Origin of the sequence: Marinomonas sp. 5E14-1, from assembly GCF_039939215.1 — a bacterium.
In the GTDB taxonomy this organism is placed as follows: domain Bacteria; phylum Pseudomonadota; class Gammaproteobacteria; order Pseudomonadales; family Marinomonadaceae; genus Marinomonas.
Genome location: NZ_JBDXMW010000007.1, coordinates 168,270 through 193,888, shown reverse-complemented (window position 1 = coordinate 193,888; position 25,619 = coordinate 168,270). Strand labels below are relative to the sequence as shown.

The 25,619-nt window shown below is 41.7% G+C and carries 22 protein-coding genes; 6 read left to right on the top strand and 16 right to left on the bottom strand.

Translation table 11 applies throughout. The features are described 5' to 3' along the window. Window positions 1–115: 115 nt before the first annotated feature. Entirely contained in the window at window positions 116–574 is a 459-nt protein-coding gene (locus tag ABFY09_RS08630) for a TRAP transporter small permease (RefSeq protein WP_347983907.1), read from the top strand. After that, entirely contained in the window at window positions 571–1,881 is a 1,311-nt protein-coding gene (locus ABFY09_RS08625; protein WP_347983906.1) for a TRAP transporter large permease, read from the top strand. Before ABFY09_RS08630 ends, ABFY09_RS08625 begins: the two co-directional genes overlap by 4 nt. 145 nt (window positions 1,882–2,026) lie before the next feature. Here ABFY09_RS08625 and ABFY09_RS08620 read toward each other — a convergent pair whose 3' ends face one another. The 3 genes from ABFY09_RS08620 to ABFY09_RS08610 all read right to left on the bottom strand — a co-directional run bounded on the left by ABFY09_RS08620 (window position 2,027) and on the right by ABFY09_RS08610 (window position 4,883). After that, window positions 2,027–3,109 (bottom strand): class I mannose-6-phosphate isomerase, encoded by a 1,083-nt coding sequence (locus ABFY09_RS08620; RefSeq protein ID WP_347983905.1) that lies wholly within the window; start codon window positions 3,107–3,109, stop codon window positions 2,027–2,029. Window positions 3,110–3,333: 224 nt separating this feature from the next. Further along, on the bottom strand, window positions 3,334–3,813 hold the full coding sequence (locus ABFY09_RS08615; RefSeq protein WP_347983904.1) for a hypothetical protein: 480 nt from the start codon (window positions 3,811–3,813) through the stop codon (window positions 3,334–3,336). 116 nt (window positions 3,814–3,929) lie between these two features. Further along, on the bottom strand, window positions 3,930–4,883 hold the full coding sequence (locus ABFY09_RS08610; protein ID WP_347983903.1) for a helix-turn-helix transcriptional regulator: 954 nt from the start codon (window positions 4,881–4,883) through the stop codon (window positions 3,930–3,932). A gap of 228 nt (window positions 4,884–5,111) precedes the next feature. Here ABFY09_RS08610 and ABFY09_RS08605 point away from each other — a divergent pair, with 228 nt between their 5' ends. Further along, window positions 5,112–7,259, top strand: a complete 2,148-nt coding sequence (locus tag ABFY09_RS08605) for a TonB-dependent siderophore receptor (protein ID WP_347983902.1) — start codon at window positions 5,112–5,114, stop codon at window positions 7,257–7,259. A gap of 85 nt (window positions 7,260–7,344) precedes the next feature. On the opposite strand, the gene lhgO is transcribed toward ABFY09_RS08605, so the two are convergent. From lhgO to sdhC, 11 genes are all read right to left on the bottom strand, one after another. Continuing rightward, window positions 7,345–8,571 carry an L-2-hydroxyglutarate oxidase gene (lhgO, locus tag ABFY09_RS08600; protein WP_347983901.1) on the bottom strand — a complete coding sequence of 409 codons (1,227 nt, stop codon included), beginning with the start codon at window positions 8,569–8,571 and terminating at the stop codon, window positions 7,345–7,347. 15 nt (window positions 8,572–8,586) lie between these two features. Further along, entirely contained in the window at window positions 8,587–8,817 is a 231-nt protein-coding gene (locus tag ABFY09_RS08595) for a cysteine-rich CWC family protein (RefSeq protein WP_347983900.1), read from the bottom strand. A gap of 96 nt (window positions 8,818–8,913) precedes the next feature. Next, a complete protein-coding gene (sucD, locus tag ABFY09_RS08590; RefSeq protein ID WP_347983899.1) occupies window positions 8,914–9,786 on the bottom strand; it encodes a succinate--CoA ligase subunit alpha in 873 nt (290 codons plus the stop codon). A 2-nt stretch (window positions 9,787–9,788) separates the two neighbouring features. After that, complete coding sequence (gene sucC, locus ABFY09_RS08585) at window positions 9,789–10,955, bottom strand: ADP-forming succinate--CoA ligase subunit beta (protein WP_317003466.1); 1,167 nt, start codon at window positions 10,953–10,955, stop codon at window positions 9,789–9,791. Between the two features lie 89 nt (window positions 10,956–11,044). Then, entirely contained in the window at window positions 11,045–12,484 is a 1,440-nt protein-coding gene (lpdA, locus tag ABFY09_RS08580; protein WP_347983898.1) for a dihydrolipoyl dehydrogenase, read from the bottom strand. 106 nt (window positions 12,485–12,590) lie between these two features. Continuing rightward, window positions 12,591–14,099 carry a 2-oxoglutarate dehydrogenase complex dihydrolipoyllysine-residue succinyltransferase gene (gene odhB, locus ABFY09_RS08575; protein ID WP_347983897.1) on the bottom strand — a complete coding sequence of 503 codons (1,509 nt, stop codon included), beginning with the start codon at window positions 14,097–14,099 and terminating at the stop codon, window positions 12,591–12,593. Window positions 14,100–14,132: 33 nt separating this feature from the next. After that, a complete protein-coding gene (locus tag ABFY09_RS08570) occupies window positions 14,133–16,970 on the bottom strand; it encodes a 2-oxoglutarate dehydrogenase E1 component (RefSeq protein ID WP_347983896.1) in 2,838 nt (945 codons plus the stop codon). A 367-nt stretch (window positions 16,971–17,337) separates the two neighbouring features. After that, window positions 17,338–18,042, bottom strand: coding sequence for a succinate dehydrogenase iron-sulfur subunit (locus ABFY09_RS08565; RefSeq protein ID WP_317003461.1), 705 nt, complete (start codon window positions 18,040–18,042; stop codon window positions 17,338–17,340). Window positions 18,043–18,054: 12 nt separating this feature from the next. Continuing rightward, window positions 18,055–19,827, bottom strand: coding sequence for a succinate dehydrogenase flavoprotein subunit (gene sdhA, locus ABFY09_RS08560; RefSeq protein ID WP_347983895.1), 1,773 nt, complete (start codon window positions 19,825–19,827; stop codon window positions 18,055–18,057). Window positions 19,828–19,830: 3 nt separating this feature from the next. Beyond that, the gene (gene sdhD / locus ABFY09_RS08555) at window positions 19,831–20,178 is read right to left on the bottom strand and encodes a succinate dehydrogenase, hydrophobic membrane anchor protein (RefSeq protein ID WP_347983894.1); all 348 of its coding nucleotides are present in this window, start codon (window positions 20,176–20,178) and stop codon (window positions 19,831–19,833) included. Further along, window positions 20,172–20,549 (bottom strand): succinate dehydrogenase, cytochrome b556 subunit, encoded by a 378-nt coding sequence (sdhC, locus tag ABFY09_RS08550; RefSeq protein ID WP_347983893.1) that lies wholly within the window; start codon window positions 20,547–20,549, stop codon window positions 20,172–20,174. The genes sdhD and sdhC overlap by 7 nt, the downstream gene beginning before the upstream one ends. 573 nt (window positions 20,550–21,122) lie before the next feature. Between sdhC and gltA the strand changes: the two genes are divergently transcribed. Continuing rightward, complete coding sequence (gltA, locus tag ABFY09_RS08545; RefSeq protein ID WP_347983892.1) at window positions 21,123–22,406, top strand: citrate synthase; 1,284 nt, start codon at window positions 21,123–21,125, stop codon at window positions 22,404–22,406. A 70-nt stretch (window positions 22,407–22,476) separates the two neighbouring features. On the opposite strand, the gene ABFY09_RS08540 is transcribed toward gltA, so the two are convergent. Continuing rightward, entirely contained in the window at window positions 22,477–22,704 is a 228-nt protein-coding gene (locus ABFY09_RS08540; RefSeq protein ID WP_347983891.1) for a hypothetical protein, read from the bottom strand. Continuing rightward, window positions 22,704–23,789, bottom strand: a complete 1,086-nt coding sequence (locus ABFY09_RS08535; protein ID WP_347983890.1) for a DUF2066 domain-containing protein — start codon at window positions 23,787–23,789, stop codon at window positions 22,704–22,706. The genes ABFY09_RS08540 and ABFY09_RS08535 overlap by 1 nt, the downstream gene beginning before the upstream one ends. 115 nt (window positions 23,790–23,904) lie before the next feature. Between ABFY09_RS08535 and purM the strand changes: the two genes are divergently transcribed. Both purM and purN read left to right on the top strand, forming a co-directional pair. Next, a complete protein-coding gene (purM, locus tag ABFY09_RS08530; RefSeq protein WP_347983889.1) occupies window positions 23,905–24,963 on the top strand; it encodes a phosphoribosylformylglycinamidine cyclo-ligase in 1,059 nt (352 codons plus the stop codon). Continuing rightward, window positions 24,960–25,613 (top strand): phosphoribosylglycinamide formyltransferase, encoded by a 654-nt coding sequence (gene purN / locus ABFY09_RS08525; protein ID WP_347983888.1) that lies wholly within the window; start codon window positions 24,960–24,962, stop codon window positions 25,611–25,613. Before purM ends, purN begins: the two co-directional genes overlap by 4 nt. Window positions 25,614–25,619: the final 6 nt, after the last annotated feature.

Below are 25,619 nucleotides of genomic sequence, written 5' to 3'. Positions count from 1 at the left end.
CTGGTTTAACAGCCCTGAGGCCGTGATTGGCCTTAGGGATGTTTTATAGTTAAACATAATTTATCTTAAAGGCTTTTTTATGATTAAACGCAGTTTAGAATCGCTATGTAACCTTTTGCGGGTACTTTTAGCGATCTTAGTCGGTGCCTTGATTATCCCTGTCGCCATGCAAGTTATGGCTCGTTACACAGGTATTATTCCTGTTTATCTTTGGACAGAAGAACTCGCTACCTTCATATTTGTATGGGTTGTCATGATAGGTTCTGTAGTTGCTGTTTGGGATGGTGCGCATTTTGATGTTCAAGTCATACCTGAAAGTGCCAATCCATTACTATCATTCTTCCAAAAAGCATTGGTTCTCCTCCTTGTGGGCCTCTTTGGCGTCCTATTCACTTGGTACGGTATTGAATATGCGAAATTTGGCTTAATCCAGCACTCAGTAATGATGAACGCTAATCTTGTTGTGACCCACATCACCATTCCAATCGCGGGATTATTATGGGCTGTGTTCTGTTTATACCGTCTATACGAAGCGTTTGCTCAATATCTCTCTACTAAAAGGGCTACTCTATGATCCTTACTACTGGACTCGCTTGCTCTTTATTAGTAGGCGGCTTTATTCTTTTGGTTATATTGCGTGTTCCTGTTGCATTTGCATTAGGTTTGGCAACTATCCCCGTTGTGGCGCTCGATATCCGATTAACACCATTTATCATTATCGACCGTATGTTTCAGTCGTATAACTCCTTTATTCTACTTGCTGTGCCTTTCTTTTTACTGGCTGCCAATTTGATGAATTCAGGAAAGATAACCGACAAACTGATTGATCTAGCAAGGGTGCTAACTGGTTGGATGCCAGGTGGGTTAGGTCATGTTAACGTAGCAGTTTCAATGTTATTCGCTGGTATTTCTGGCTCCTCTACTGCTGATGCCGCAGGCTGTGGCAAAATCCTCATCCCAGCTATGATTAAAGAAGGCTACGACCGACGCTTTGCCATAGCTATCACAGCTTGTTCTTCAGTTATGGGCGTTATTATTCCACCAAGCATTTTGATGATTGTTTGGGGTGGCGTCATGCAAGTATCAGTAGGTGCTCTATTCCTAGCGGGCGCAGTGCCTGGGTTGATGATTGGTTGTGCATTAATGGCAACAGTATATGGTTTCGCCAAAGTGTATAACTACCCTATCGCAATGAAGCCGACTTTATCTTCAGCAATAAAAGCTTTTAAAGGTGCCGCACTGGCTATGCTCACACCTGTTTTTGTTATTTTCGGTATTGTTGCTGGTATCGTAACTCCAACAGAAAGCGCCATTATTGCCGCAGCTTACTCTTTATTTTTAGGCATGGTTGTCTATAGAACCGTAACGCCTCGTGAAGTCGGTGTGATTTTATATGACACAGGTCGTTTCGCATCCATTTCGCTTTTCGCAATTGGTACTGCTTCTATCTTTGGTTGGTTGTTGGCTTATTACAATGTGCCGCGCCTGATTATTGAATTAATCACAGATATGAATCTAAGCAGTTTTGGAACCGCTTTGGTGATTGCCTTCTTATTTCTATTCTTTGGTTTATTCATTGATGCCATTCCTACAATCATTATTTTAGGAACAGTTTTATTACCAGTGGCGTTACAAGCAGATATATCTCCGATTGTTTTTGCGATTATAGGTATTATTTCATTAGCTTTTGGACTAGTCACGCCACCCTATGGTCTCTGCCTTCTAATCTCAGCGTCCATTGGTGGAATGAATGTCATCAGTGTATTGAAGCAAGTGGCTATCATCCTGCTTCCTATGTTGCTTATATTGTTGCTGGTCATCATCTTCCCAGAAATAGCATTATGGCTTCCAGGCAAACTTATGCCAAATTCATTTAGCTAATATAAATAAGCAAAAATCATAAAAAAAAAGCGTGATGCTATATATTCATCACGCCTTTTTTTTAGAAAATACATCCTGTTAATTCAAAGTTACTATCCAATAATAACAAAGCTCTCAGTAAAAAAGAGCTCTGTCATTCATTTCATTAGATTTCTGGAGGATAACACTCCAAAATTTCAACGGTTGATTCTGCTGTGATGTTAACCACGTCCACGCCGGCTGGGCAGAAGAATCGGTCAAGCTTTTTAAGACGAGTCACCTCGTCACCAATTTTAAGATGACATTCACCAGATACCACAATACCTATGTAAAAGTCGCCTTCAGATTTATCAACGCTTCCTGTAATAGTGGATTTTTTTACTCTGAATTTATCCGTCACTTTTCCATCAATGAGGCTTTCTTGAAAAGCGCTTTCTGAATAGTGACGCTCGACTTTTGGCTTTTGATAGAATTTATCAATCGCTTCTTCAACGGAAAGCTGAGTGAAATCAAAAACATCCATACAGAATTCAAGGTCACGCTTCATGAAACGCGCTTCCTCAGGCATGGTGTAACCCGCTTTAGTGAACTCAAAACGTACCGCCCAATCGGAAGGCTCCATGATTTCTACCATCAAAATTCCTTCGCCAATAGCATGCGGTGAACCACCTGGAATAAACAAGCAATCCCCAGGTTTCACTGCAACTTTTTCAAAGCAATCTTCCATGGCGCTAATGTTTTGAGTTTCGATCATTTCTTTAAAAGCGCTACGGGATGGCGGGTGCTGGAAACCCACATAAACATATGGCTCTGGCGTGTCTTCACGCACAGCTAAAATATAATAACCTTCTGCTTTACCATGATTACTATTAAGGTGTTCTCGAGCAAACTCAGCCGTAGGGTGGGCTTGAAAATGTAACCGCACTGAAGAATCTAAAAACTTAACCAGTAACATCGGATTTACATCGAATGCTTTGGTATGTTTTTCACCTAAAAAGTAGTTAGGATCTAGCGCTAATAATTCATCGAAACGAACATTTTTCTCACCAACAATTGCGTGAGAAACCCCCTCAACAACCTCTTCTCTGCCAGAGTTCACAGCTTGTGTCGTGGAGCCTATCCAATCTTCAGGGAAATGCGAATCTTGAGGGTCTGCTTTCTGTTCTAATTGATCTAGAATTTTGCCGCCAGTGTAAGTACGCCAAACACGATTTGAAGTAAAACGAACAATTTTATTTTTATAATTCATGATTATTCCATCTGTTTTAAAGCATTGAATCATTGAAAACTTTCAATTTATTAAAAACTTTAAGCTTTTATAGATACAAGATAATTGTATACAAGAGTCGAACAAGAAATAAGAGATTAAATGATGAAAAAATATTTATATGTTTTTCATCATAAAAAGAAAGTGTGGCTATCCCTTAATTTGATTATCAGAATATCATTAATAACTAAGATTTGAAGTTCACTTTATTTAAGAGCAATTTGATCTTTAGATAAATGCATTGCGATTTGTAGGTCATGAGGGGAATTCATGGAAGAAGCTTGCCATGTTTCCGTATAAGCACTTTTAGGAAGTGATATATCCATTCTTTGCGCTATGACGTTTTTTAATTTATCTATATCGATCTCATTTGAGTTTTTCCGAACGACTTCAAGTTCATCTTGAGTTAGCTTGGCCACACCACCACTGGGTAAATAAATGGCTCCCGTTATAAAATCGACACCAAATGCAACAACACCAGGTACGAAAAAAAACAACAGCCCCACAGCATTTAAAGCGGCAACACCAACATCTATTTGACCAGTCGTCTGCCCTCTTCGTTCAGGATAAAGCAGAGTTCCGCAAGCTGTAATTTGAGTCGAGATTAAAGCAACCACAAGGCTACGCTTCAACATTAGCAGATTCAGTATCGGGCGAGCCCTAAAAGAAGCTTTCACATGTGCCATCGTATTTTCCTCACAGGTTATAAAGTGTATTTACTTTATCTTGAAACCCATCAGTAAAATAGGTGAAAACATTCTTTTTCATAATGCTTTCATAAGACTAAAGAAAAACAGCCTACCTATATGATTAATCGATGAGATTCCGCTGGAGAAACACCAAATTGACGTTTGAAAGCCGTCGTGAAGTTGCTTGAATGATTATACCCCGCCAATAAAGCCGCTTCGATAATGGAAACACCGTCTTGATGTAAAGCGAACTTTGCTAAGTCCAATCGGCGCTTTCTGAGATATTGAGTCAGACTCATGTTCAAGTGCTCATGAGCATAACGCTGTAAAGTAGCAGAGCTCATGCCAAGGTAATTGCTAATTTCACCTAAGCTCATAGTTAGTACTTCATCACTGTTCATGAGTTCCTTAAATTGATTCATACGGCGACTTTCAGGTTTTAAATAAGCTGACTCTTTTTGATCTAATGTTTCAAGCCAAGAAGACATTAGTGATAAAGAAAAGCCTTCTCTAGCCATACGGCTAACGTAGCTTTGGTCATGCTGATTAAGCAGCTGCTGCCCCTGTAACCATAACGTATTAGGTAAAGCCCAATCTTTTAGAGCAAGATGCTGACTTAACTTCTGCTTCATTTCAGGAGATTCGATGCCATTTTTTTCAAACCAATCCGGTTCAACAGAAAGATAAAGAGCAGATCTGTGCTCCTCTGCTCTTGCGTTTAATGCACAAGTCTCTACTTCACTAAAATTCATTACTTTAGCGACTTTTTTCCTCTCTTCCATATACTTCTTTTTTTGCCCAAATTGAAAACGCATATCGCCGGAAAACAATAAGGCAATTTTAAAGTTGGGAGCAAATTCAGCCTCAAATCCAAACTCATATAGAGCCTTCGCATCTACCATATGAAACGTCATCCCAGACTTTAGCTTTTCAGTCATTATCATACCGTCCATCAAAGCAGAAGGATGACGAGCTGACCTAGAAGCGTTTTCAAGATCTGCTTTAGTAATGTTTAGTTTGTAACGCTTTAGGAATCTAGCGTTATGCTCTAAGTCTAAATTTTCCATGAATGATAGCACCCCTGATAATGAAACTAATATTTGCAGGTTTGACGAAAAAACACATTTTCGTCTCACATTTGAGCGGTTCTCATAAAAGATTGATTAAAGTGCATAAGAACTTTGCATAAAGTTTGTGGAATAATACGTTTCAGACACATTAAATACAACTTATTCTCATTTGTGTTTCGATATATAAATGAGAATTTTTTCGTTGAAACATGATTGAGGCTAAAAATGCAAGATCGTCAAACAATGCCAGCTCAACAAGGCACGAAAGATATCCTAGTAAAGTCACTAAAAATTGCATCCATTGCACTTATATTGGCTCCTTTCCCTAAGACTCTACTAGCGGAAGAAGTATCCAATGCAACGTCTTTAGAAACACTTACCGTTGAAGGTAATGCTCTATACGATGCCGCCTCTAGTGAAGAATTGACTGGCTACAATGTAGAAGCTGCAACTGTTGGCACTAAAACACCAGCAGCACTAAAAGACATCCCACAGTCTATTACTGTCATTACCAATGACTATATTGAAGATCGTGGTGCGGTATATCTTGACGATATAACTAAAACGACACCTGGTTTAACTACCCTATCCAATGAAAGTGGGCGTTCATCTATCTTTGCCCGTGGTTACGAGTATGATGACTTATTAATCGACGGTCTATCAGCACCTGTAAGTAGTCAACAAGGTACGCTTCCTTCGCTGAGTGCTTTTGACCGTGTAGAAATTATGCGTGGTCCATCCGGTCTGTTTAGCAGTACCAGTGAAATGGGTGGCATCATGAACTTGGTTCGTAAACGTGGTACTGAAGATGCTCAAGCATCCGTCAACATTGGAGCAGGCAGCTGGGGTAGATACCAGTTGGGTACCGATGTATCTGGTCCTCTTAATGAAGATGGTAGTGTTCGTGGACGCTTGGTGTTAGACCAATCTAATGCCGCGAATCAAATAGAAGACAATGAAAATATTAGTCAGAGCGTTTACGCTACTATTGAAATCGACTTAAATGAAGATACTGAATTATCCGTTGGCTTGCTACACCAAACCAAGGATATAGATACAAGTAATGGCTTACCAAGCTATGCTGACGGCACCTTGTTAGATCTAGACACATCTACTTTTTTCGGGGCTGATTGGAATGAGTTTAATGCAGAAAGCACAGATGTCTTTGCTGACTTAACACATCGATTCGATAACGGTGGACGTGGTCGTATCGCTGCACGAATATCAGATCGCACTTCAGACTTTGACTACGCCTATACCGGTAGTTCTGTAAACACAGATAACAATATCACCTCATTCTCAGAATATGCCAGCGACATTGATCAGCAGGCTTTAGCTTTTGATGCCAGCTACAGTCAGCCTTTTGAAACGATGGGAAATGTTAGTGAATTCGTTGTGGGAGTTGACTACAAGCAAGAAGAGTCAACTCAAAACTCTATTATTTCATCAGCGAGTGGCACATGGAATATTTATTCCTTTGATTCCTCTACTTTAACTAAAGACTTGTTTAGTGTTTCACGTACTACTGATTCAGATACATCTGAACAAGAGCAAGCGGTATATGGCAAGCTTACTTTCCGCCCTATTGAAGATCTAGCGTTAATCACAGGTGCACGCGTCAGTAATTACGAGCTTTATACTGGGACTGATACGGCTTCTGGTTCCCATATTACACCTTACGCTGGTCTTGTATACGACTTAACTGACTCTCAAGCACTTTACGCCAGCTATTCAGAAGTATTCAAACCACAAGACAATGTTGATGTAAATGGAGATTTTATCGATCCTCGTGAAGGCGAGCAGGTTGAATTTGGTATTAAAGGAAGCTATCTGAATGGCCTACTTAACAGCCGTCTAACCGTTTTTCAATTAACGGATAAAAACCGCTCAGAGCAAGTCGAAGGTGAAACCTACTATGAAACTACTGGTGAATACCAAGTTCGTGGTTTCGAGGCTGAACTTGCCGGCCAATTTGGTCAATGGGATACAATATTAGGCTATACTTACATGCAAACGGAAGTGCTTTCAGGAAGCACAAGCCGCTACTTCTCGCTTATGCCAGAACACAACTTCTCAGCTTGGTCTAAATATCGCTTTGAAGCACCAGAAGACTCTGTATTGAATAACATGACAGTTGGCGCAGGCTTGACAGCAGTGAGCGATTTTGAAACGTCTGACGGAACTGTGAAAGGTGCGGGCTACGCAACCGTAGATGCAGCTGTTTCTAAGCAAATCAATGATAACTTTAAGGTTTCATTGAATGTAAACAACCTGTTTGATACTAAGTACTATGCGCGTGTTGGTGCAACAAGTACCTTTAACTTCTATGGACCATCTCGTAACTTTATGGCCAATGCTACTTACACCTTCTAAATTTAATCCCCTTTATATTTAGTATGTGTTAATTCAAAAGGAGCCTCAAACGGCTCCTTTTTCCTTTTTAGAATAATCTTTCTTTTTATTCCAATGTTATCTGTTGTTCTAATTTTTGCACGATATGTTCACCAATAGGAAAAGCACTGGTCGCTGCTGGTGAAGGAGCATTACAAACATGCAAGCTTCTTAGACTTCGAGCAAATAGAAAATCATGCACTAAAGTTCCGTCACGGAGAACTGCTTGAGCCCTTATTCCAGCTGGATAAGTCTGCAAGTCATCCAAATTAATTTGATCACAATACTTTCTAACTTGAGCCAGATAGCCGGGTTTATACCATGAATTTTTGGTTTCAATTAGTCCCGTACGCCAATATGTTTTGAGTAGCCTCCAAAAACCTGAGAAGCGCATCATTTCAACTATGTCATGTAGACTAATATTTATTAAACCATAGCCTTCTCGCTTCCATCCCTGCACAGCATTTGGGCCAACAGTGACGGAGCCGTCAATCATACGAGTAAGATGAACACCTAAGAAAGGCAAATCTGGATCTGGAATTGGATAAATCAGATGGTTTACAATTTTATTATGTTTGGTAGGCAACCGATAATATTCGCCACGAAAGGGAATGATTTGAAAGTCTGTCGGGATATTTAACATCTTGGTTAACCGGTCCGCCATAAGCCCACCACAACTGACAAGATACGATGAGCTAATAACATCATTAGTCAATGTAATAATCACTTGTTCATGAGTTTCCACAAGCCCTACCACTTGACTGCTAAGTCGAATCTCTCCCCCTTTTTGCATGAACATTTCGGCTAACTTCTGACAAATATCACGATAGTTGACAATGCCTGTAGATGGAACAAATAAAGCACCTAGACCTTTTACGTTGGGTTCCCTTTCAGTTAATTGCGTTTGGTCCAGTTTATGTACTTCTAAATTATTTTCTTGGCACCGCTCGAACAAAGTATTCATTCGCTCATATTCGACGTCATTTGTTGCAATCAACAACTTACCACACTCATTAAAATCGATATTATGCTCTTGGCAAAAAGCTTTAGTTGCAGCAGCTCCTCTTTGGCAAAAGTTAGCTTTTAAACTACCTGGCGAATAATAAACACCCGCATGTATAACACCAGAATTATGACCAGTCTGATGTAAGCCGACATCACCTTCTTTCTCAATCACTACAATACGGTAGTCTGGGTAACGCTGTAATAATTGCCAAGCAGTCGATAGACCAACAATACCCGCTCCAATTACAGCAATATCATACTTAGAGTTATTTTTTGATACGCTTGCCACCTTCATTTTCCTTTCTTAATTGTCGTTGCTTATCATTAAATTCAGGTCTACACGATAAAGGCGCGTAAACTTATCTGCGTCATCATTGTAACGCTCGATGCAAGCCTGACAGACACAGGTTTTACCTTTATCTTGATCTGATAAGAGCTCAAGCATGCCATCAGGAATTATCATTGTAAAACACCAACAAGGCCCCTCTTCACTGACAGAACAACGATTATCCATATGGCAAAACGGACAACTCATATTTACTCACTTAGAAGACTGCATCTTTCATGCAAAAAAAATCCCCGCCGAGGCAGGGATTTTATTAGCTATTAATAAGCGTTTATTTAAAACGACTTACCAGCCAGTGATTTCTTTAAGACCTGCACCGATGTCAGCCAAAGAACGCACAGTTTTCACGCCCGCATCTTCTAGAGCTGCAAATTTCTCATCCGCTGTACCTTTACCACCAGAGATGATCGCACCAGCGTGACCCATACGCTTACCAGCAGGAGCCGTAACACCCGCAATGTAAGATACAACAGGCTTAGTAACGTTTGCTTTGATGTAAGCAGCCGCTTCTTCTTCAGCGGTACCACCGATTTCACCGATCATAACAATCGCTTCAGTCTGAGGATCGTTTTGGAACATTTCCAATACGTCGATGAAGTTAGTACCTGGGATTGGGTCACCACCAATACCTACGCAAGTAGATTGACCGAAACCAGCATCAGTCGTTTGCTTAACGGCTTCATAAGTCAAAGTACCAGAACGAGATACGATACCTACTTTACCTGGCATGTGGATGTGGCCTGGCATGATACCGATCTTACATTCACCCGGTGTGATAACACCTGGGCAGTTAGGGCCAATTAGACGAACATCAAGCGCGTCACATGCCACTTTACAATCAAGCATGTCTAGAGTTGGAACACCTTCAGTGATACAAACGATAAGTTTGATACCAGCGTTCGCTGCTTCTAGAATAGAGTCTTTAACGAAAGGGGCTGGAACGTAGATAACAGATGCTTCAGCACCAGTTGTTTCAACTGCTTCTTGTACAGTATTGAATACTGGAAGACCTAGGTGAGTTTGACCACCTTTACCTGGAGTTACACCACCAACCATTTTTGTTCCGTATGCAATTGCTTGCTCAGAATGGAAAGTACCTTGACCACCAGTGAAGCCCTGACAAATTACTTTAGTATCTTTGTTGATTAAGACAGACATTATTATTTGCCCTCCGCAGCTTTAACAACTTGCTCAGCGGCGTCTTTCAAGCTTGCTGCAGCAATAATATCCAGGTCAGATTTCGCAAGAACTTCACGACCTAGTTCAGCATTTGTACCTTCAAGACGAACAACAACAGGTACATTAACACCTACTTGCTCAACGGCACCGATGATACCTTCAGCGATCATGTCACAACGAACGATACCACCAAAAATGTTAACCAATACGGCTTTAACATTGTCATCAGATAGGATGATTTTGAATGCTTCAGCAACACGCTCTTTAGTCGCACCACCACCAACATCTAGGAAGTTAGCTGGCTTGCCACCATGAATGTTTACAATATCCATTGTACCCATTGCTAGGCCGGCACCGTTTACCATGCAACCAACGTTACCATCAAGAGCTACGTAGTTAAGTTCCCACTGTGCAGCATGTGCTTCACGCTCATCTTCTTGAGATGGATCGTGGAACTCTTGCATTTTTTTCTGACGGTATACAGCGTTACTGTCAATGTTGATCTTGCCATCTAAACAGTGAAGATTACCTTCATCAGTGATAACAAGAGGGTTAATTTCTAAAAGTGCGAAATCGTAGTCATGGAACATTTGAGACAAACCAAGGAAGATCTTAGTGAACTGCTTGATTTGAGCTGGGTTAAGACCCATTTTAAATGCCATTTCACGAGCTTGGTAAGGCTGAGCACCAACCAAAGGATCGATGATCGCTTTGTGAATTAACTCTGGAGTTTCTTCAGCAACTTTCTCGATTTCAACACCGCCTTCAGTAGAGGCCATGAAGACAACTTTACGAGTAGAACGATCAACAACCGCACCTAGGTACAATTCATTCGCAATATCTGTGCAAGATTCTACAAGAATCTTAGCAACTGGCTGACCGTTTTCGTCAGTTTGGTAAGTTACTAGATTCTTACCTAACCAGTTTTCTGTAAATGCAGCTACTTCTTCATAAGAATCAACAAGTTTTACACCGCCTGCTTTACCGCGACCACCGGCGTGAACCTGAGCTTTAACAACCCATTTGTCACCACCAATTTTTTTCGCCGCTTCGACTGCCGCTTCCGGCGTGTCTACTGCGTATCCTGTAGATACTGGCAGACCGTATTCAGCAAAAAGCTGTTTAGCCTGATATTCATGTAAGTTCATTTGATTCTTCCGCTCATCTGAATGGTTGACATAAGTTCTGCCTATTAAGACAGAAAATGCCGGCTAAAAGCCGGCAAATCTAATTTTTATTAACGTTTTTTACGGTTTGCAATGTGGATTGCGTGGCCGTCGACCGCCAATGCCGCTTCATGTACCGCTTCACTTACTGTCGGGTGAGCGAATACAGTCAAAGCGATATCTTCTGCTGTAGAGCCAAATTCCATTGCGATTACCGCTTGTGCGATCAAATCAGCCGCATGACCACCAATAATATGGCAACCTAAAATGCGATCTGTTTCTTCACAAGCAATGATTTTAACGAAACCATCTGTATCATTAGCGGCCATAGCACGACCAGACGCAGCAAATGGGAATTTACCCACTTTGTATTTAACGCCTTCCGCTTTAAGTTCCTGCTCACTCTTACCTACCCAAGCAAGTTCTGGGTGTGTATAAATAACAGAAGGAATGCAGTCGTAGTTCATTTGTGCTTTGTGACCAGCAATGATGTCTGCAACCATAACACCTTCTTCAGACGCTTTGTGTGCCAACATTGGACCACGAACGATATCACCGATCGCGTAAACACCTGGCACAGAAGTACGGCATTGTTCGTCAACGAATACAAAGCCACGCTCGTCAAGCTTAACGCCTGAGTCGTCAGAGAAACAACCTTGAGTGAATGGCTTACGACCAACCGCAACAATAAGCTTGTCGAAAGTTTGCTTCTGCTCTTCGCCTTTTGCATCAAGGTAAGTCACTTCTACTTCTTCGCCATTAATTTGACTACCTGTTACACGAGCGCCCAAACGTACATCTAGATGCTGTTTCTTGAAGATTTTAGCGGCTTCTTTAGCAAGGTCTTGGTCACAAACACTTAGAAAAGAATCTTGTGCTTCAAGCACAACAACTTCAGAACCAAGGCGAGACCATACAGAACCAAGTTCTAGACCGATAACACCAGCACCGATTACGCCAAGGCGCTTAGGTACTTCACGGAAATCCAATGCACCTTCGTTATCAACGATGATGTCACCAGTACGTGGCGCAGGTGGAATGTTCACAGGAATAGAGCCTGTTGCCAAAATAACGTTTTCAGCGTCGATCACAGTAACTGTTCCATCGTGCGCTGTGAACTCAACCTTTTTGTTGGCTAGAACTTTACCAAAACCTTCAAGGCTAGTAACGCCATTTGCTTTAAACAGGCCAGTGATACCACTAGTTAGTTGATCAACGATTTTATCTTTTCGATCAACCATTGTATCAACGTTCATTGCAACATCGCCTACAGAAATACCATGCACCCCGTAAGCTTCTTTAGCGTCATGATATTTATGAGAAGAATCCAACAAAGCTTTAGATGGGATACAACCAACATTCAAACAAGTACCGCCTAAACGAGGCTTGTTATCTTTGTCTAACCATTTTTCAATACATGCCGTTTTCAAACCTAGCTGAGCAGCACGAATTGCAGCGACATAACCACCAGGGCCACCACCAATTACAACAACATCAAATTTATCAGACATAAGAAGTTCCATATTTTTCAGTCAAACTGAGCGATGTTTTGTTTAAACATCGCCACAGGATCAATTCATACCTAACTATTGGTACGAATACTCAAATTTCAAGCACTTAGATCTCAAGTAACAGACGTGCAGGATCTTCTAGCAAGTCTTTAATTGTTACCAAGAACTGCACTGCTTCTTTACCATCTATCATGCGGTGATCATAAGAAAGCGCTAAGTACATCATTGGCTGGATAACAACCTGACCATTTACAGCCATTGGACGTTCTTGGATTTTATGCATACCCAAGATTGCTGTTTGAGGCGGGTTGATGATAGGAGTCGACATCAAAGAACCAAAAGTACCACCATTAGTAATAGTGAAAGTACCACCTTGCATGTCATCCATACCTAACTTGCCATCACGACCACGAAGTGCGAAGTCCATGATTGTTGACTCAATATCAGCCAAGCCCATTGCTTCTGTATTGCGCAATACTGGAACCATCAAACCACGGTCAGTAGATACAGCAACACCAATATCTTGGTAACCATGGTAAACCATGTCATTACCATCGATTGAAGCGTTAACTGCTGGGAAACGTTTAAGTGCTTCTGTGGCGGCTTTTACAAAGAAAGACATGAAACCAAGCTTAGTGCCATTGTGAGTCTTCATGAATTGATCTTTGTATTTCTTACGGATCTCCATGATCGGCCCCATGTTAACTTCGTTGTACGTGGTTAACATCGCCGCTGTTTGTTGTGCTTCAACAAGACGCTTCGCAATCGTTGCACGTAGACGAGTCATTGGCACACGTTTTTCAACGCGGCCATCTGCACCCAAGGCTGGCATCGCAGCTGCTGGTGCAGTGGCTTTTACAGCTGGTGCAGCTGCTGGTTTCGCTTTTACTGCAGCATCAACATCTTCTTTCGTAATGCGACCGCCTTTGCCAGTACCTTTTACTTGAGTTGCTGTTAAGCCAGCTTCCGCCAATGCTTTACGGGCAGCAGGTCCGGCAACACCATCTTCGTCACTTTCTTCTGCAGCGCTAGCAGGTGCAATAGCTTCTGGTGTTACTGTCGCGCCAGATGCACCTACTAGGAAGTTTGCCAACACTTCATCACTTAAGACAGTGTCGCCTTCCGCTTTCAAAATATCGCCAATCACACCATCTGCAGGCGCAACGACTTCAAGTACAACTTTATCTGTCTCGATATCAACAATATGCTCATCACGAGTACATGCTTCACCTGGCTGTTTATGCCAAGCCGCAACAGAACCTTCTGCAACAGATTCAGGGAAAGTTGGTGCTTTAATTTGTACAGATTCTTGCGCTTTTGCTGGAGCCGAAGCAACAGGTGCCGCCGCCTTCTCAGCCGGCGCAGCAGAAGCTGTTGCACCAGATTCAAATACAGCTAAGACTTCATCACTAAGGACAACGTCACCTTCTGCTTTCAAAACTTCCTTTAATACACCATCAGCAGGTGCAACAACTTCCAAGACAACTTTGTCTGTCTCGATGTCTACAATATGCTCATCACGTGCACAGGCTTCGCCTGGCTGCTTATACCAAGTAGCAACGGTTCCGTCGGCTACAGATTCTGGAAAAGTAGGTGCTTTAATTTCAATGCTCATTTTATACCCTTATCTCTCTGACAGGCTATGGTACTAACCAACTAGTGCGTCGTTGACCAGTGCTTCTTGTTCTTCAACATGGATAGACATGTAACCCGCTGCAGGTGCAGCAGAAGAAATTCGACCCGCAAAGCGGATTTTCAATTCAGGGTACAGCTTTTCCAATACTCGATTCATGCGGTGACGATTGGCATGCCAAGCACCTTGGTTTTTCGGCTCTTCTTGACACCAAACCAAACTCTCAACATTTTTGTATTGCTCCAACACAGACTCAAGGTCAGCGTACGGGAACGGATACAATTGCTCCAAACGAACCACGGCAACATCCTCTTTTTGTAGCTCTTCACGACGATTGATCAAGTCGTAATAAACTTTACCGCTACAAAGGACAATGCGTTTTACTTTATCCGCAGTAACAGCTTCAGAAGATTCAGGTAATACCGTTTTGAAACTTCCTTCCGCCAACTCTTCTAATGTCGAAATTGCTTGTTTGTGGCGCAACAAACTCTTAGGCGACATAATAACAAGTGGGCGACGCATTGGGCGAATCGCTTGACGACGGATTATATGGAAGATTTGTGACGGCGTAGTCGGAACACAAACTTGAATATTGTATTCTGCGCAAAGCTGCAGAAAACGCTCTAGTCGTGCTGACGAATGCTCTGGGCCTTGACCCTCATAACCGTGTGGTAACAACATAGTCAGACCACATAAGCGACCCCATTTGTGTTCACCACTCGTAATAAATTGGTCGATAACAACTTGTGCGCCATTGGCAAAGTCACCAAATTGCGCTTCCCAAATAACCAAACCTTTCGGAGAAGTACTCGCATAGCCATATTCGAATGCTAATACCGCTTCTTCTGATAAGTAAGAGTCATAAAGATCTAACGTAGGTTGATCATCAGACAAATGTTTTAAAGGAATGTAAGTGCTGCCGTCTTTTTGGCTATGAATAACTGCATGACGGTGAGAGAAAGTACCACGACCAGAATCCTGACCTGTGATACGGATTGGATAATCCTGCTCAAGCAAAGTTGCGAAAGCCAATGTCTCTGCATAACCCCAGTTTAGAGGCAATGCACCCGCTGTCATCTTATCGCGGTCTTGATAGATTTTCTGGACTTGACGCTGAACCACTACACCATCAGGAATAACGGTTAACTTCTTAGCCACTTCCTGAAGTTTTGCTAATGGATAAGTCGTATCACCAGCATCTGTCCATTCAACACCAAGATAAGGTTTCCAATCTACGAAAGAACCTGTTTGAGATTCTAAGACAAGACTTTTCGCTACATGGCGACCATTATCCAAATCCTCTCTGTTTTCGCTTACTAATTGGTCTGCTTTTTCTTTTGAAACAACAGACTCATTAATCAAACGCTCAGCATATAAAGTACGAGTCGTTGTTAGCTTACTAATTACACTGTACATTAGTGGCTGTGTACCAGAAGGCTCATCGGTCTCGTTATGCCCACGACGACGATAACAAACCATATCGATAACAACGTCACGACCAAACTCATAACGGTAATCAAGTGCCAATTGAGTAACAAACAACACCGCTTCTGGATCATCACCGTTTACATGGAAGATTGGCGCTTGAATAATCTTAGCAACATCTGTTGCATATTCAGTAGAACGCGAGTCTTCTTGACGGTTCGTTGTGAAACCAACTTGGTTATTGATAACAATATGAACCGTACCACCGGTACGATAAGCGCGAGTTTGAGACATCTGGAATGTCTCCATCACAACACCTTGCCCTGCAAAAGCTGCATCACCGTGGATAGAGATAGGAACCACTGTCTTACCTGATGTGTCTTTACGACGATCTTGACGGGCACGTACAGACCCTTCAACAACAGGAGAAACGATTTCAAGGTGAGATGGGTTAAATGACAAAGCGATATGGACTTCACCGCCAGACGTCATTACATTAGATGAAAAACCTTGGTGGTATTTAACGTCACCAGATGTATTAACAAGCTTTTTACCTTCGAACTCGTCAAACAAATCCTTCGGGTTTTTGCCTAAGGTATTCACTAAAACGTTAAGACGACCACGGTGAGCCATGCCGATAACAACTTCTTTCGCTCCAAGTGAGCCAGAGCGTTGTATTAATTCATTAACCATTGGGATTAGGCTTTCCCCCCCCTCAAGTCCAAAACGTTTTGCACCAGGGTAACGGCTAGCAAGATATTTCTCTAAACCTTCCGCTGCAGTTAAACGTTCTAATAGACTCTCACGAGTTTCTTGGGAATACTCAGGACGGGATCTAACAGATTCAACACGTTGTTGTAACCACGCTTTTTCTTGCGTATCAACGATGTGCATAAACTCATAACCAATACTATTGCAGTAGGTTTTTTCGAGGTCAGATATTATATCACCTAACTTCATTGATTCTTTATTAAAGAATAAAGAGCCAACATTAAATTCAGTATCTAAATCGGCACCGGTTAATTGATGATAACCCAGATCTAAATCTGCGACTTTCTCACGTTTTTGCAAGCCAAGCGGATCAAGTGTTGCATGTTGATGCCCACGTACTCGATAAGCATTGATCAACTGCAAAACATTGATCTGTTTTTGTTCATGGTCAGATGCCGCAACCGTACCTGAAGAAACAGGCATAGAGCGAAATTTATTCTTACCAATTTGTAAAAACTGCTCCTGAATCACTGAGTGAGGAAGATCAGTTGATTGTGCTTCGCTTATACGAGGCAATTGATCAAAACATTTGCGCCATTCTTCCGACACTGAGTTCGGATCGACGAGGTAGCTTTCAAAAAGCCCTTCGACATATTCCAGGTTTCCACCTGAGAAATGAGAAGTGCTCCACAGCAACTCCATTAAACTTTCGTGCATTCTCGATCACCCTTATGTTCGAGCCAGCCACCGGGGTCCCGGCATCAACCTATTATTAAGATCAATCAATTAATCAGGCCCGTAAGGCTATAAAGCCTCGATTTTTTGGTTATTTACAGCTACTTTTGCCCTTCACGATCAATACTAAACGATTAAGAGTAGTTCAATAAAGAAAACTCTGAATCCATCATCACAAAGTTAATCGTTTTTCTTTGTACATCCGTGCTCATAAAGGTCAAACTTTAAATTCTTTTTATTACATTTTCTATTGCTAGAGTAAGCAAAAATGGCGGCATTGAACATTTATCCAAGCCGCCTACTTTTTAGTGGTCATATAAAGTTGAAGAAAAGACCACACAGAGCATTATTAAGTTGCTCTCTGTAAAAGCATGGTACGAATATTACCAATTGCTTTAGTCGGGTTCAGACCTTTCGGGCAAACATTGACACAATTCATAATACCGTGGCAACGGAAAACGCTAAACGGATCATCTAGATCACCAAGGCGTTCTTGTGTTGCTGTATCTCGGCTATCCGCCAAAAAGCGATAGGCCTGCAATAAACCAGATGGCCCAACAAACTTATCTGGGTTCCACCAGAAAGATGGACAAGCCGTCGAACAACATGCACATAAGATACATTCGTAAAGACCATCAAGTTTTTCACGCTCTTCCGGGCTTTGCAAGCGTTCAATCGCTGGCGCTGGCGCATCATTGATCAAATATGGGCGAATTTTCTCATATTGTTTATAGAATTGCGCCATATCAATAACCAAGTCACGCACAACAGGCAAACCTGGAAGCGGACGAAGAACCAACTTACCATTTTTTACAGCTTCAGAAACCGGTGTAATACAAGCAAGACCATTCTTACCAGACATATTCATACCATCTGAACCACACACACCTTCACGGCATGAACGACGGTAAGAAATACTAGGATCCTGTGCTTTCAACAAGTTTAAAACGTCAAGCACCATAAGGTCTTTACCTTCAGGCAAAGCAACCTCGTAATCCTGCATGTAAGGAGCGTCGTCTTTCTCAGGGTTGTAGCGATAAATACTAACTAACATTGACATAACTCCTTAGTACGAACGAACTTTAGGTGGGAAAGCTTCCATTGTTTTAGGCGCAAAGTTCACATCACGCTTGGTCACCTTCTTATCTACTGGATGGAATAAAGAGTGCTTCAGCCAATTCTCATCGTCACGTTCTGTAAAGTCATTACGCGCATGTGCACCACGACTTTCTTTGCGGAATTCAGCAGGAACAGCCGTAGCTTCTGCAACCTCTAACAAGTTTTCCAGCTCAAGAGCTTCAATACGAGCTGTGTTGAAAGCCTGGCTCTTATCTTCAAGGTGTAAATTCTCAACGCGCTGACGAATCTCTTGCAGTTGAGCAAGACCTTTTTGCATTGCATCGCCATCACGGAACACACCGAAATAAAGCTGCATAACGCGTTGAAGATCTTCACGCACTTTAGCAACACTCTCACCGCCAGCTGTCGTATTTAGGCGGTTCAAACGAGCCATTGCTATTTCAATATCTGTCTCACTCGCATCTAACGAATCAAAACCTTCATCCAAAGATTTCTTAACGTGAAGACCAACAGCGCGTCCAAATACAACCAAGTCAAGCAATGAGTTACCACCAAGACGGTTAGCACCATGCACAGATACACAGGCAGCCTCACCACAAGCATAAAGACCGTCAATAATAACGTCTTCTCCAGCTTCATTCTGTTTAATCGCTTGACCACCAACATTTGTCGGAATACCACCCATCATATAATGACAAGTAGGAATAACTGGAATTGGCTCTTTCACTGGATCAACGTGTGCGAATGTACGAGACAATTCTAGAATACCTGGAAGACGCTTATTAAGAGTCTCTTCACCCAAGTGATCTAGTTTCAATAGAACGTGATCACCATCTGGGCCACAACCGCGTCCTTCTAGAATTTCAAGAACCATAGAACGTGCTACAACGTCACGACCAGCAAGGTCTTTTGCATTTGGGGCATAACGCTCCATGAAGCGTTCGCCGTCTTTATTGATCAGGTAACCACCTTCACCACGACAACCTTCTGTTACCAATGTACCGGCACCGTAAATACCCGTCGGGTGGAACTGCCACATCTCCATATCTTGCATTGGGAAACCAGCACGCAATGCCATACCAACACCATCACCAGTATTGATGTGCGCATTGGTTGTAGACTGGAAGATACGACCCGCACCACCTGTTGCGATAACTGTTGCTTTCGCTTTTAGATAAACGGTTTCCCCTGTCTCGATGCAAATCGCAATAACACCAACTACTGCATCTTCTTTATTTTTAACAAGATCTGTTGCATACCATTCATTAAAGAATGTTGTGCCGCCTTTTAAGTTACCTTGATAAAGAGTATGCAAAAGGGCATGACCTGTACGGTCAGCAGCAGCACAAGTACGAGCAGCCTGACCACCTTTACCAAAGTCTTTAGACTGACCTCCAAATGGACGCTGATAAATACGGCCCTGCTCTGTACGAGAGAATGGAAGCCCCATATGCTCCAATTCAAAAACTGCCTGTGGACCAACGGAACACATATATTCAATTGCATCCTGATCACCAATGTAGTCTGACCCCTTTACGGTGTCATACATATGCCAGCGCCAATCATCATTAGGATCGTCACTTGCAATTGCACAAGTAATACCACCTTGCGCAGAAACCGTGTGTGAACGAGTTGGAAATACTTTAGTTACACAAGCTGTATTTAAACCAGATTCAGTAAGCTGAAGTGCAGCACGCATGCCTGCACCACCACCGCCAATAACAATGGCATCAAAAGAAATAGTACGAATATTCGCCATTACTTATAGTCCCCAAATAACCTGAACACCCCATACGATATAGACGAACATCGCAAGGCCACATATAGATTGAAAGAAAAAACGCGCACCAGTGGCTTTAATATAGTCCGTAGAAATAGACCACAAACCAATCCATGAGTGAACACCAATCGACAAAAGAACCATCAAACTAAAAATACGCATCCATGTTGCTTCATACAAAGCACTCCACTGGTCGTATGTAAGATCTGGGTTCAGCAATAAATAACCAATAATGAATACTGTATATAAAGATAAGACAACGGCAGAGATTCTCTGCACCATCCAATCATAAAGTCCAGAACGGCCAAAACTTGTAATCTGAGTTACCATATCCACACTCCTGCTAACACGATCAAAACCGTGGCAATTGCTAAATTAGCGACAGCAGCATTACGTCCACTCTCCAACTCTTCGAAATACCCCAAATCCATAAACAAATGCTTCACTCCTGCCACAAGGTGATACATTAATGCAGATACAACCCCCCAAATAATGAATTTCGCAAGAAAACTTGTTTGAAAAACACTCACCACTTGATCAAAACCTTCCTGTGACTGCAAGGAAAGGTCAAACGCATAAAACAAGAACACCAAACCCACAAAAAGAATGATTCCTGTTATGCGGTGAAGAATAGAAACGACTGCTGTGACTGGCATTGATATTGTAGAAATATCAAGGTTGACTGGTCTTTTTTTATTCACGACATTTACACCATCTTAACGATTGAATGGTCAATCACGACCCAATATCTAATATGTACTGCACTCACCACAAATATATAGAGAGCAACAAAGCACATCATAGACCTGCTTTGAAAATCTCATCGATTTGCAAACGACTTTCTAAAAGCGACTCTCTTTTATTACTTTACGTCAGCAAATCAATGAAATCATCGGGACAGCAATTATAGACCAGTGAAAAATACTAAGACAAATAGACTGAACAAGAGGTTTTCAATGATCACCATTCATCAAATGAATGTAGGTATAAGCCGAAACAATAATGGTATAAAATTACATAAAAAAAACATATATAAATCACTTTAATTTGCTTTGCAATCAACAAGATAAAACCACATCCATATAGAAACAGAAAAAGATCTTATTGCAATTTTGTCATATAATTACGAAATACACCTCTACAATGTAAATACTGTGTAAGTGAACAAGATTGACTTTTATAGTGTAGAAACAGTATTTTTTGCGCACCTTCTGGGCCAGGAGAGTCAAATTAAGATCCCTTAGCCCCGGACCAGAATACGAAGGAGACTATAAATGGCTGATAAAAAAGCAACACTCAAAGTGGATGGGATCGATAAAACTATCGAACTTCCTGTTCTTTCAGGTACTTTAGGCACAGACGTTATTGATGTCCGTGGCTTAGGTGCTAACGGTGTATTCACCTATGACCCAGGCTTTATGTCTACTGGCTCTTGCGAATCATCTATTACTTACATAGACGGTGAAGCGGGAATTCTTTTGCATCGCGGTTATCCAATTGCCCAGCTTGCTGAACATTCAGATTACTTAGAAACTTGCTACTTACTTCTTTACGGAGAACTACCGAATAAGAAGCAGAAAGAAGAATTTGATGCCATGGTCAACAAACACACCATGGTCAATCAATCCATGCACAAATTCATTGATGGATTCAGAAATGACGCTCACCCAATGGCTATCATGTGTGGTCTTGTAGGTGCGTTATCTGCTTTCTATCAAGACAACATGGATATCAACGATCCTAAACATCGTGAAATTGCAGCATTTCGCTTAATTTCAAAAATGCCAACATTGGCCTCTATTTGCTACAAGTACTCAAAAGATCAGCCGGTTATGTACCCACGTAATGACCTATCTTACGCTGAGAACTTCTTATATATGATGTTTGCCACACCTTGCGAAGACTATAAAGTTAACCCTGTATTTGCTAAAGCAATGGATCGTATCTTCATTTTACATGCGGATCACGAGCAAAACGCATCTACGTCCACTGTTCGTCTAGCAGGTTCATCTGGTGCCAACCCATTTGCTTGTATCGCTGCAGGCATTGCAACACTTTGGGGGCCAGCTCACGGCGGCGCTAACGAAGCCGTACTAACAATGCTTGAAGAAATTGGTGATGTTGAGAACATCGACGAATTTATCGCCAAAGCAAAAGACAAAAATGACCCATTCCGCCTAATGGGCTTCGGACACCGTGTTTACAAAAACTTCGACCCTCGCGCCAAAGTAATGCGTGAAACTTGTGACGAAGTATTGGCTGAACTTGGTATGTCTGATGACCCATTACTGAAAATCGCAAAGCGTCTAGAGCAAATCGCTCTTGAAGACCCATACTTTGTAGAGCGTAAGCTTTATCCAAACGTGGACTTCTACTCAGGCATAATCATGAAAGCGATCGGAATCCCAACAAGTATGTTCACAGTAATTTTTGCTATGTCTCGTACAATTGGTTGGATTTCACACTGGAATGAAATGATTTCTGGACCTTACAAGATTGGCCGCCCACGTCAATTATATGTGGGCCATCCACAAAGAGATTACCCTACTGACAAGTAGCAATCTTTGATAGTAAAAAAATCGCGCTTATAGCGCGATTTTTTTACTCCAATCTAAAGCAAGAAAAAGATCATTCATCTTCTTCCACTATTTCTGTAATCGTCTTTTGACCACATTTCACACAGTCACCTTCTATCCAAACTCGCTCTGGTGCTTCGAACTCTTTAGGATTAATCATACCTAAATCCACTTCACCACAAGTGTTGCACCAAGTCTGAGACAAAAAGTCTTTTTGCTCTTCTGCAGATCGTGCGTAAAAATCCCGCTCTACGGCTTGACCATTTGATACATCTGTCATTATTTCGCTCCATTGTATTGATATGAAACCACGCGACTTGCATCAGATTCTAATGCGTTTAATGGCAAATTCACGAGCAAGTGACTCAATGAAATAGAATTAAAAAGTTTCTGTTTATCCCCATCGATTTCAACTGAGAACTCAACTTTTTCACCATCAACTTGCACTAAATCAACGTTCCTTACTACACCGATTGTTTCTAAATAGGATTGAGTCCTCTTCATAACATTGTAACTTGTTATACCTATTACTTGGATATTTAGCTTATTAACTGAATTACTATTGCGAACAGAGGCATACCGAGAAGAAAACGCTTTTGCCAGCTGGGTACTTGCTTGCTCCACAACATCATCAAGCGTCTCACCATTTAAAACAAAGCGTTCTGTTTCTCCATTTTTAAGCAATACCAATAAGCTTCCACCCACATGCCCTACATAACTACTCACTCTCAATGCAGCGACTGCATCAGTCTGGTATCGCTTACTAGCATTCACGATAGTATCTTCAAAAAAACCCCAAACATCTGCAGCACTAATATTACTTCTGTCCGTGTCATCCAATAAAGGAGCATAAATAGCCAAACCAACCATATTGGAAAAATACGCAAACTGATTAAGCACACTAGAAGGTGATTTCGAGCCTGATAACGCTCTAATACCATTATTATCGTTTGCGACCCAAACCAAAACGGAAGGACGATTATCTCCCCAAACTGGTAAATTATTTTGCGATAAAAAGCTATCGATCGATGCTTGATAAAACGTCACCTTAACTTGCTTACTCGGAACCAAGCCATTGCCAGACGGAAGCAGTTCACTCAAGGATGTCACTGAATGCTGAGCCACCCAAGTCGAAGCATTTTTCTTAGCCTGCGCCAACACATCGCCTGTGATCGCTACTCTATCGCCAGAGACTTTGATCAGTACTCTTTCTGCTGCCAAACCAAATGCTTCATTTAGCATTCTTGACTCAGATTGAGTGACAGGTAGATTGATTTCAGCATCATAAAGCCCCTTCACAGTAACCGCTTGAACAAATGAAACTGAAAAAACACCAATAAGTAATAATAAAATACGAAAATTCATAGCCCTTCCTTCGTTTATTTACCTATTCTACTGCCATAATGATAAAGAACCATAGCCCTAATGCGTCACTATGCTAAAATGCATTTTTTCCTCGTACCATGATAAGGCATAGGCAATGACCAAGTCAGATAAACCATCAATTAGTTATAAAGACGCTGGCGTAGATATCAACGCAGGCAACCAACTTGTTGAACGCATCAAAGGCGTAAGCAAAAAAACTCGTCGACCTGAAGTTATGGGCGGTTTAGGCGGATTTGGCGCTTTAACACGTCTTCCAACAAAATATAAAAATCCAATTCTTGTTTCTGGCACGGACGGCGTAGGCACCAAACTTCGTCTAGCGATGGATTTAAATCAACACGATACTATTGGTATCGACTTGGTTGCCATGTGTGTTAACGATCTTGTGGTTGCAGGCGCAGAACCATTACTTTTCCTTGATTACTATGCCACAGGCAAATTAGACATTGATGTTGCTGCAAATGTTGTTACAGGTATCGGTGAAGGTTGTTTACAAGCTGGCTGTGCATTAGTTGGCGGCGAAACAGCTGAAATGCCAGGCATGTATCATGATGGCGATTACGATTTAGCAGGGTTCTGTGTTGGCGTTGTGGAAGAAGATAGCATCATCGATGGCAGCAAAGTAAAGTCTGGCGACGCATTAATCGCGCTAGGTTCATCTGGCCCTCATTCCAACGGTTACTCTCTTATCCGTAAAATTTTGGAAGTGAACAACGCTGATCTGACACAAACCATTGATGGCGTAGTATTAAAAGATGCCTTGATGGCACCAACTCGAATCTATGTGAAGTCCATTCTAAAACTCATGGAAAGCATTTCTGTTAATGCTCTAGCTCACATCACAGGTGGCGGCTTATTGGAAAACATTCCGCGCGTACTTCCAGAAGACGCAGCGGCTAAAATCGATGCAACTAGCTGGAAACGCCCTGCTGTATTTGATTGGTTGCAAGAGCAAGGCAATGTTGAGCAAGAAGAAATGTACCGCGTATTAAACTGTGGCGTCGGCATGATTCTCGCTATTGATGCAGATAAAGCAGAACAAGCACTTTCTATCTTAAAAGCAGAAGGTGAAGAAGCTTGGATCATAGGTGAAATTTGCCCACGTAATAATGGAAAGGACGTGCTTATCTCTGATCTAGAGACTGAAGCATGAGCTACCCTATCGTTGTCTTGATTTCTGGCAGCGGCAGCAACTTGCAAGCTTTGATTGATCAAAGCTTGCAAGGTAAATTAAATATCAATATCTGCGCTGTTATCAGCAACAAAGCAGATGCTTATGGATTAGAGCGCGCTAAATCAGCAGGTATTGCGACTCATGCCCTAAGCCATAAGTCTTTTGATAGCCGCGAAGAGTTCGATGTAGAGTTACAGAAAATCATCGATCAGTATCAACCAAAGCTTGTTGTGCTAGCTGGATTCATGCGTATTCTCACTGAAACTTTTACGAAACATTTTGAAGGTAGAATGTTAAACATTCATCCATCATTGTTACCTAAATATAAAGGGCTGAATACGCATCAAAGAGCCATTGACGCAAAAGAAGCAGAGCATGGCGTTTCTGTGCATTTTGTTAGCTCAGAGCTTGATGCAGGCGCAGTAATACTCCAAGCTAGTACCAAAATAGAAAATGATGAGACAGCAGACACTCTGGCAACCAAGGTTCATTTACTAGAACACATTATTTACCCTTTAACGGTAAAATGGTTTAGTGAGGACAGGCTGAGCTATGATAGCGGCCAAGCTATTTTAGATGGCAAGGTCATTCCAGAATGCGGCATTCATTATCATCAAGAACTGATATAAATAGGG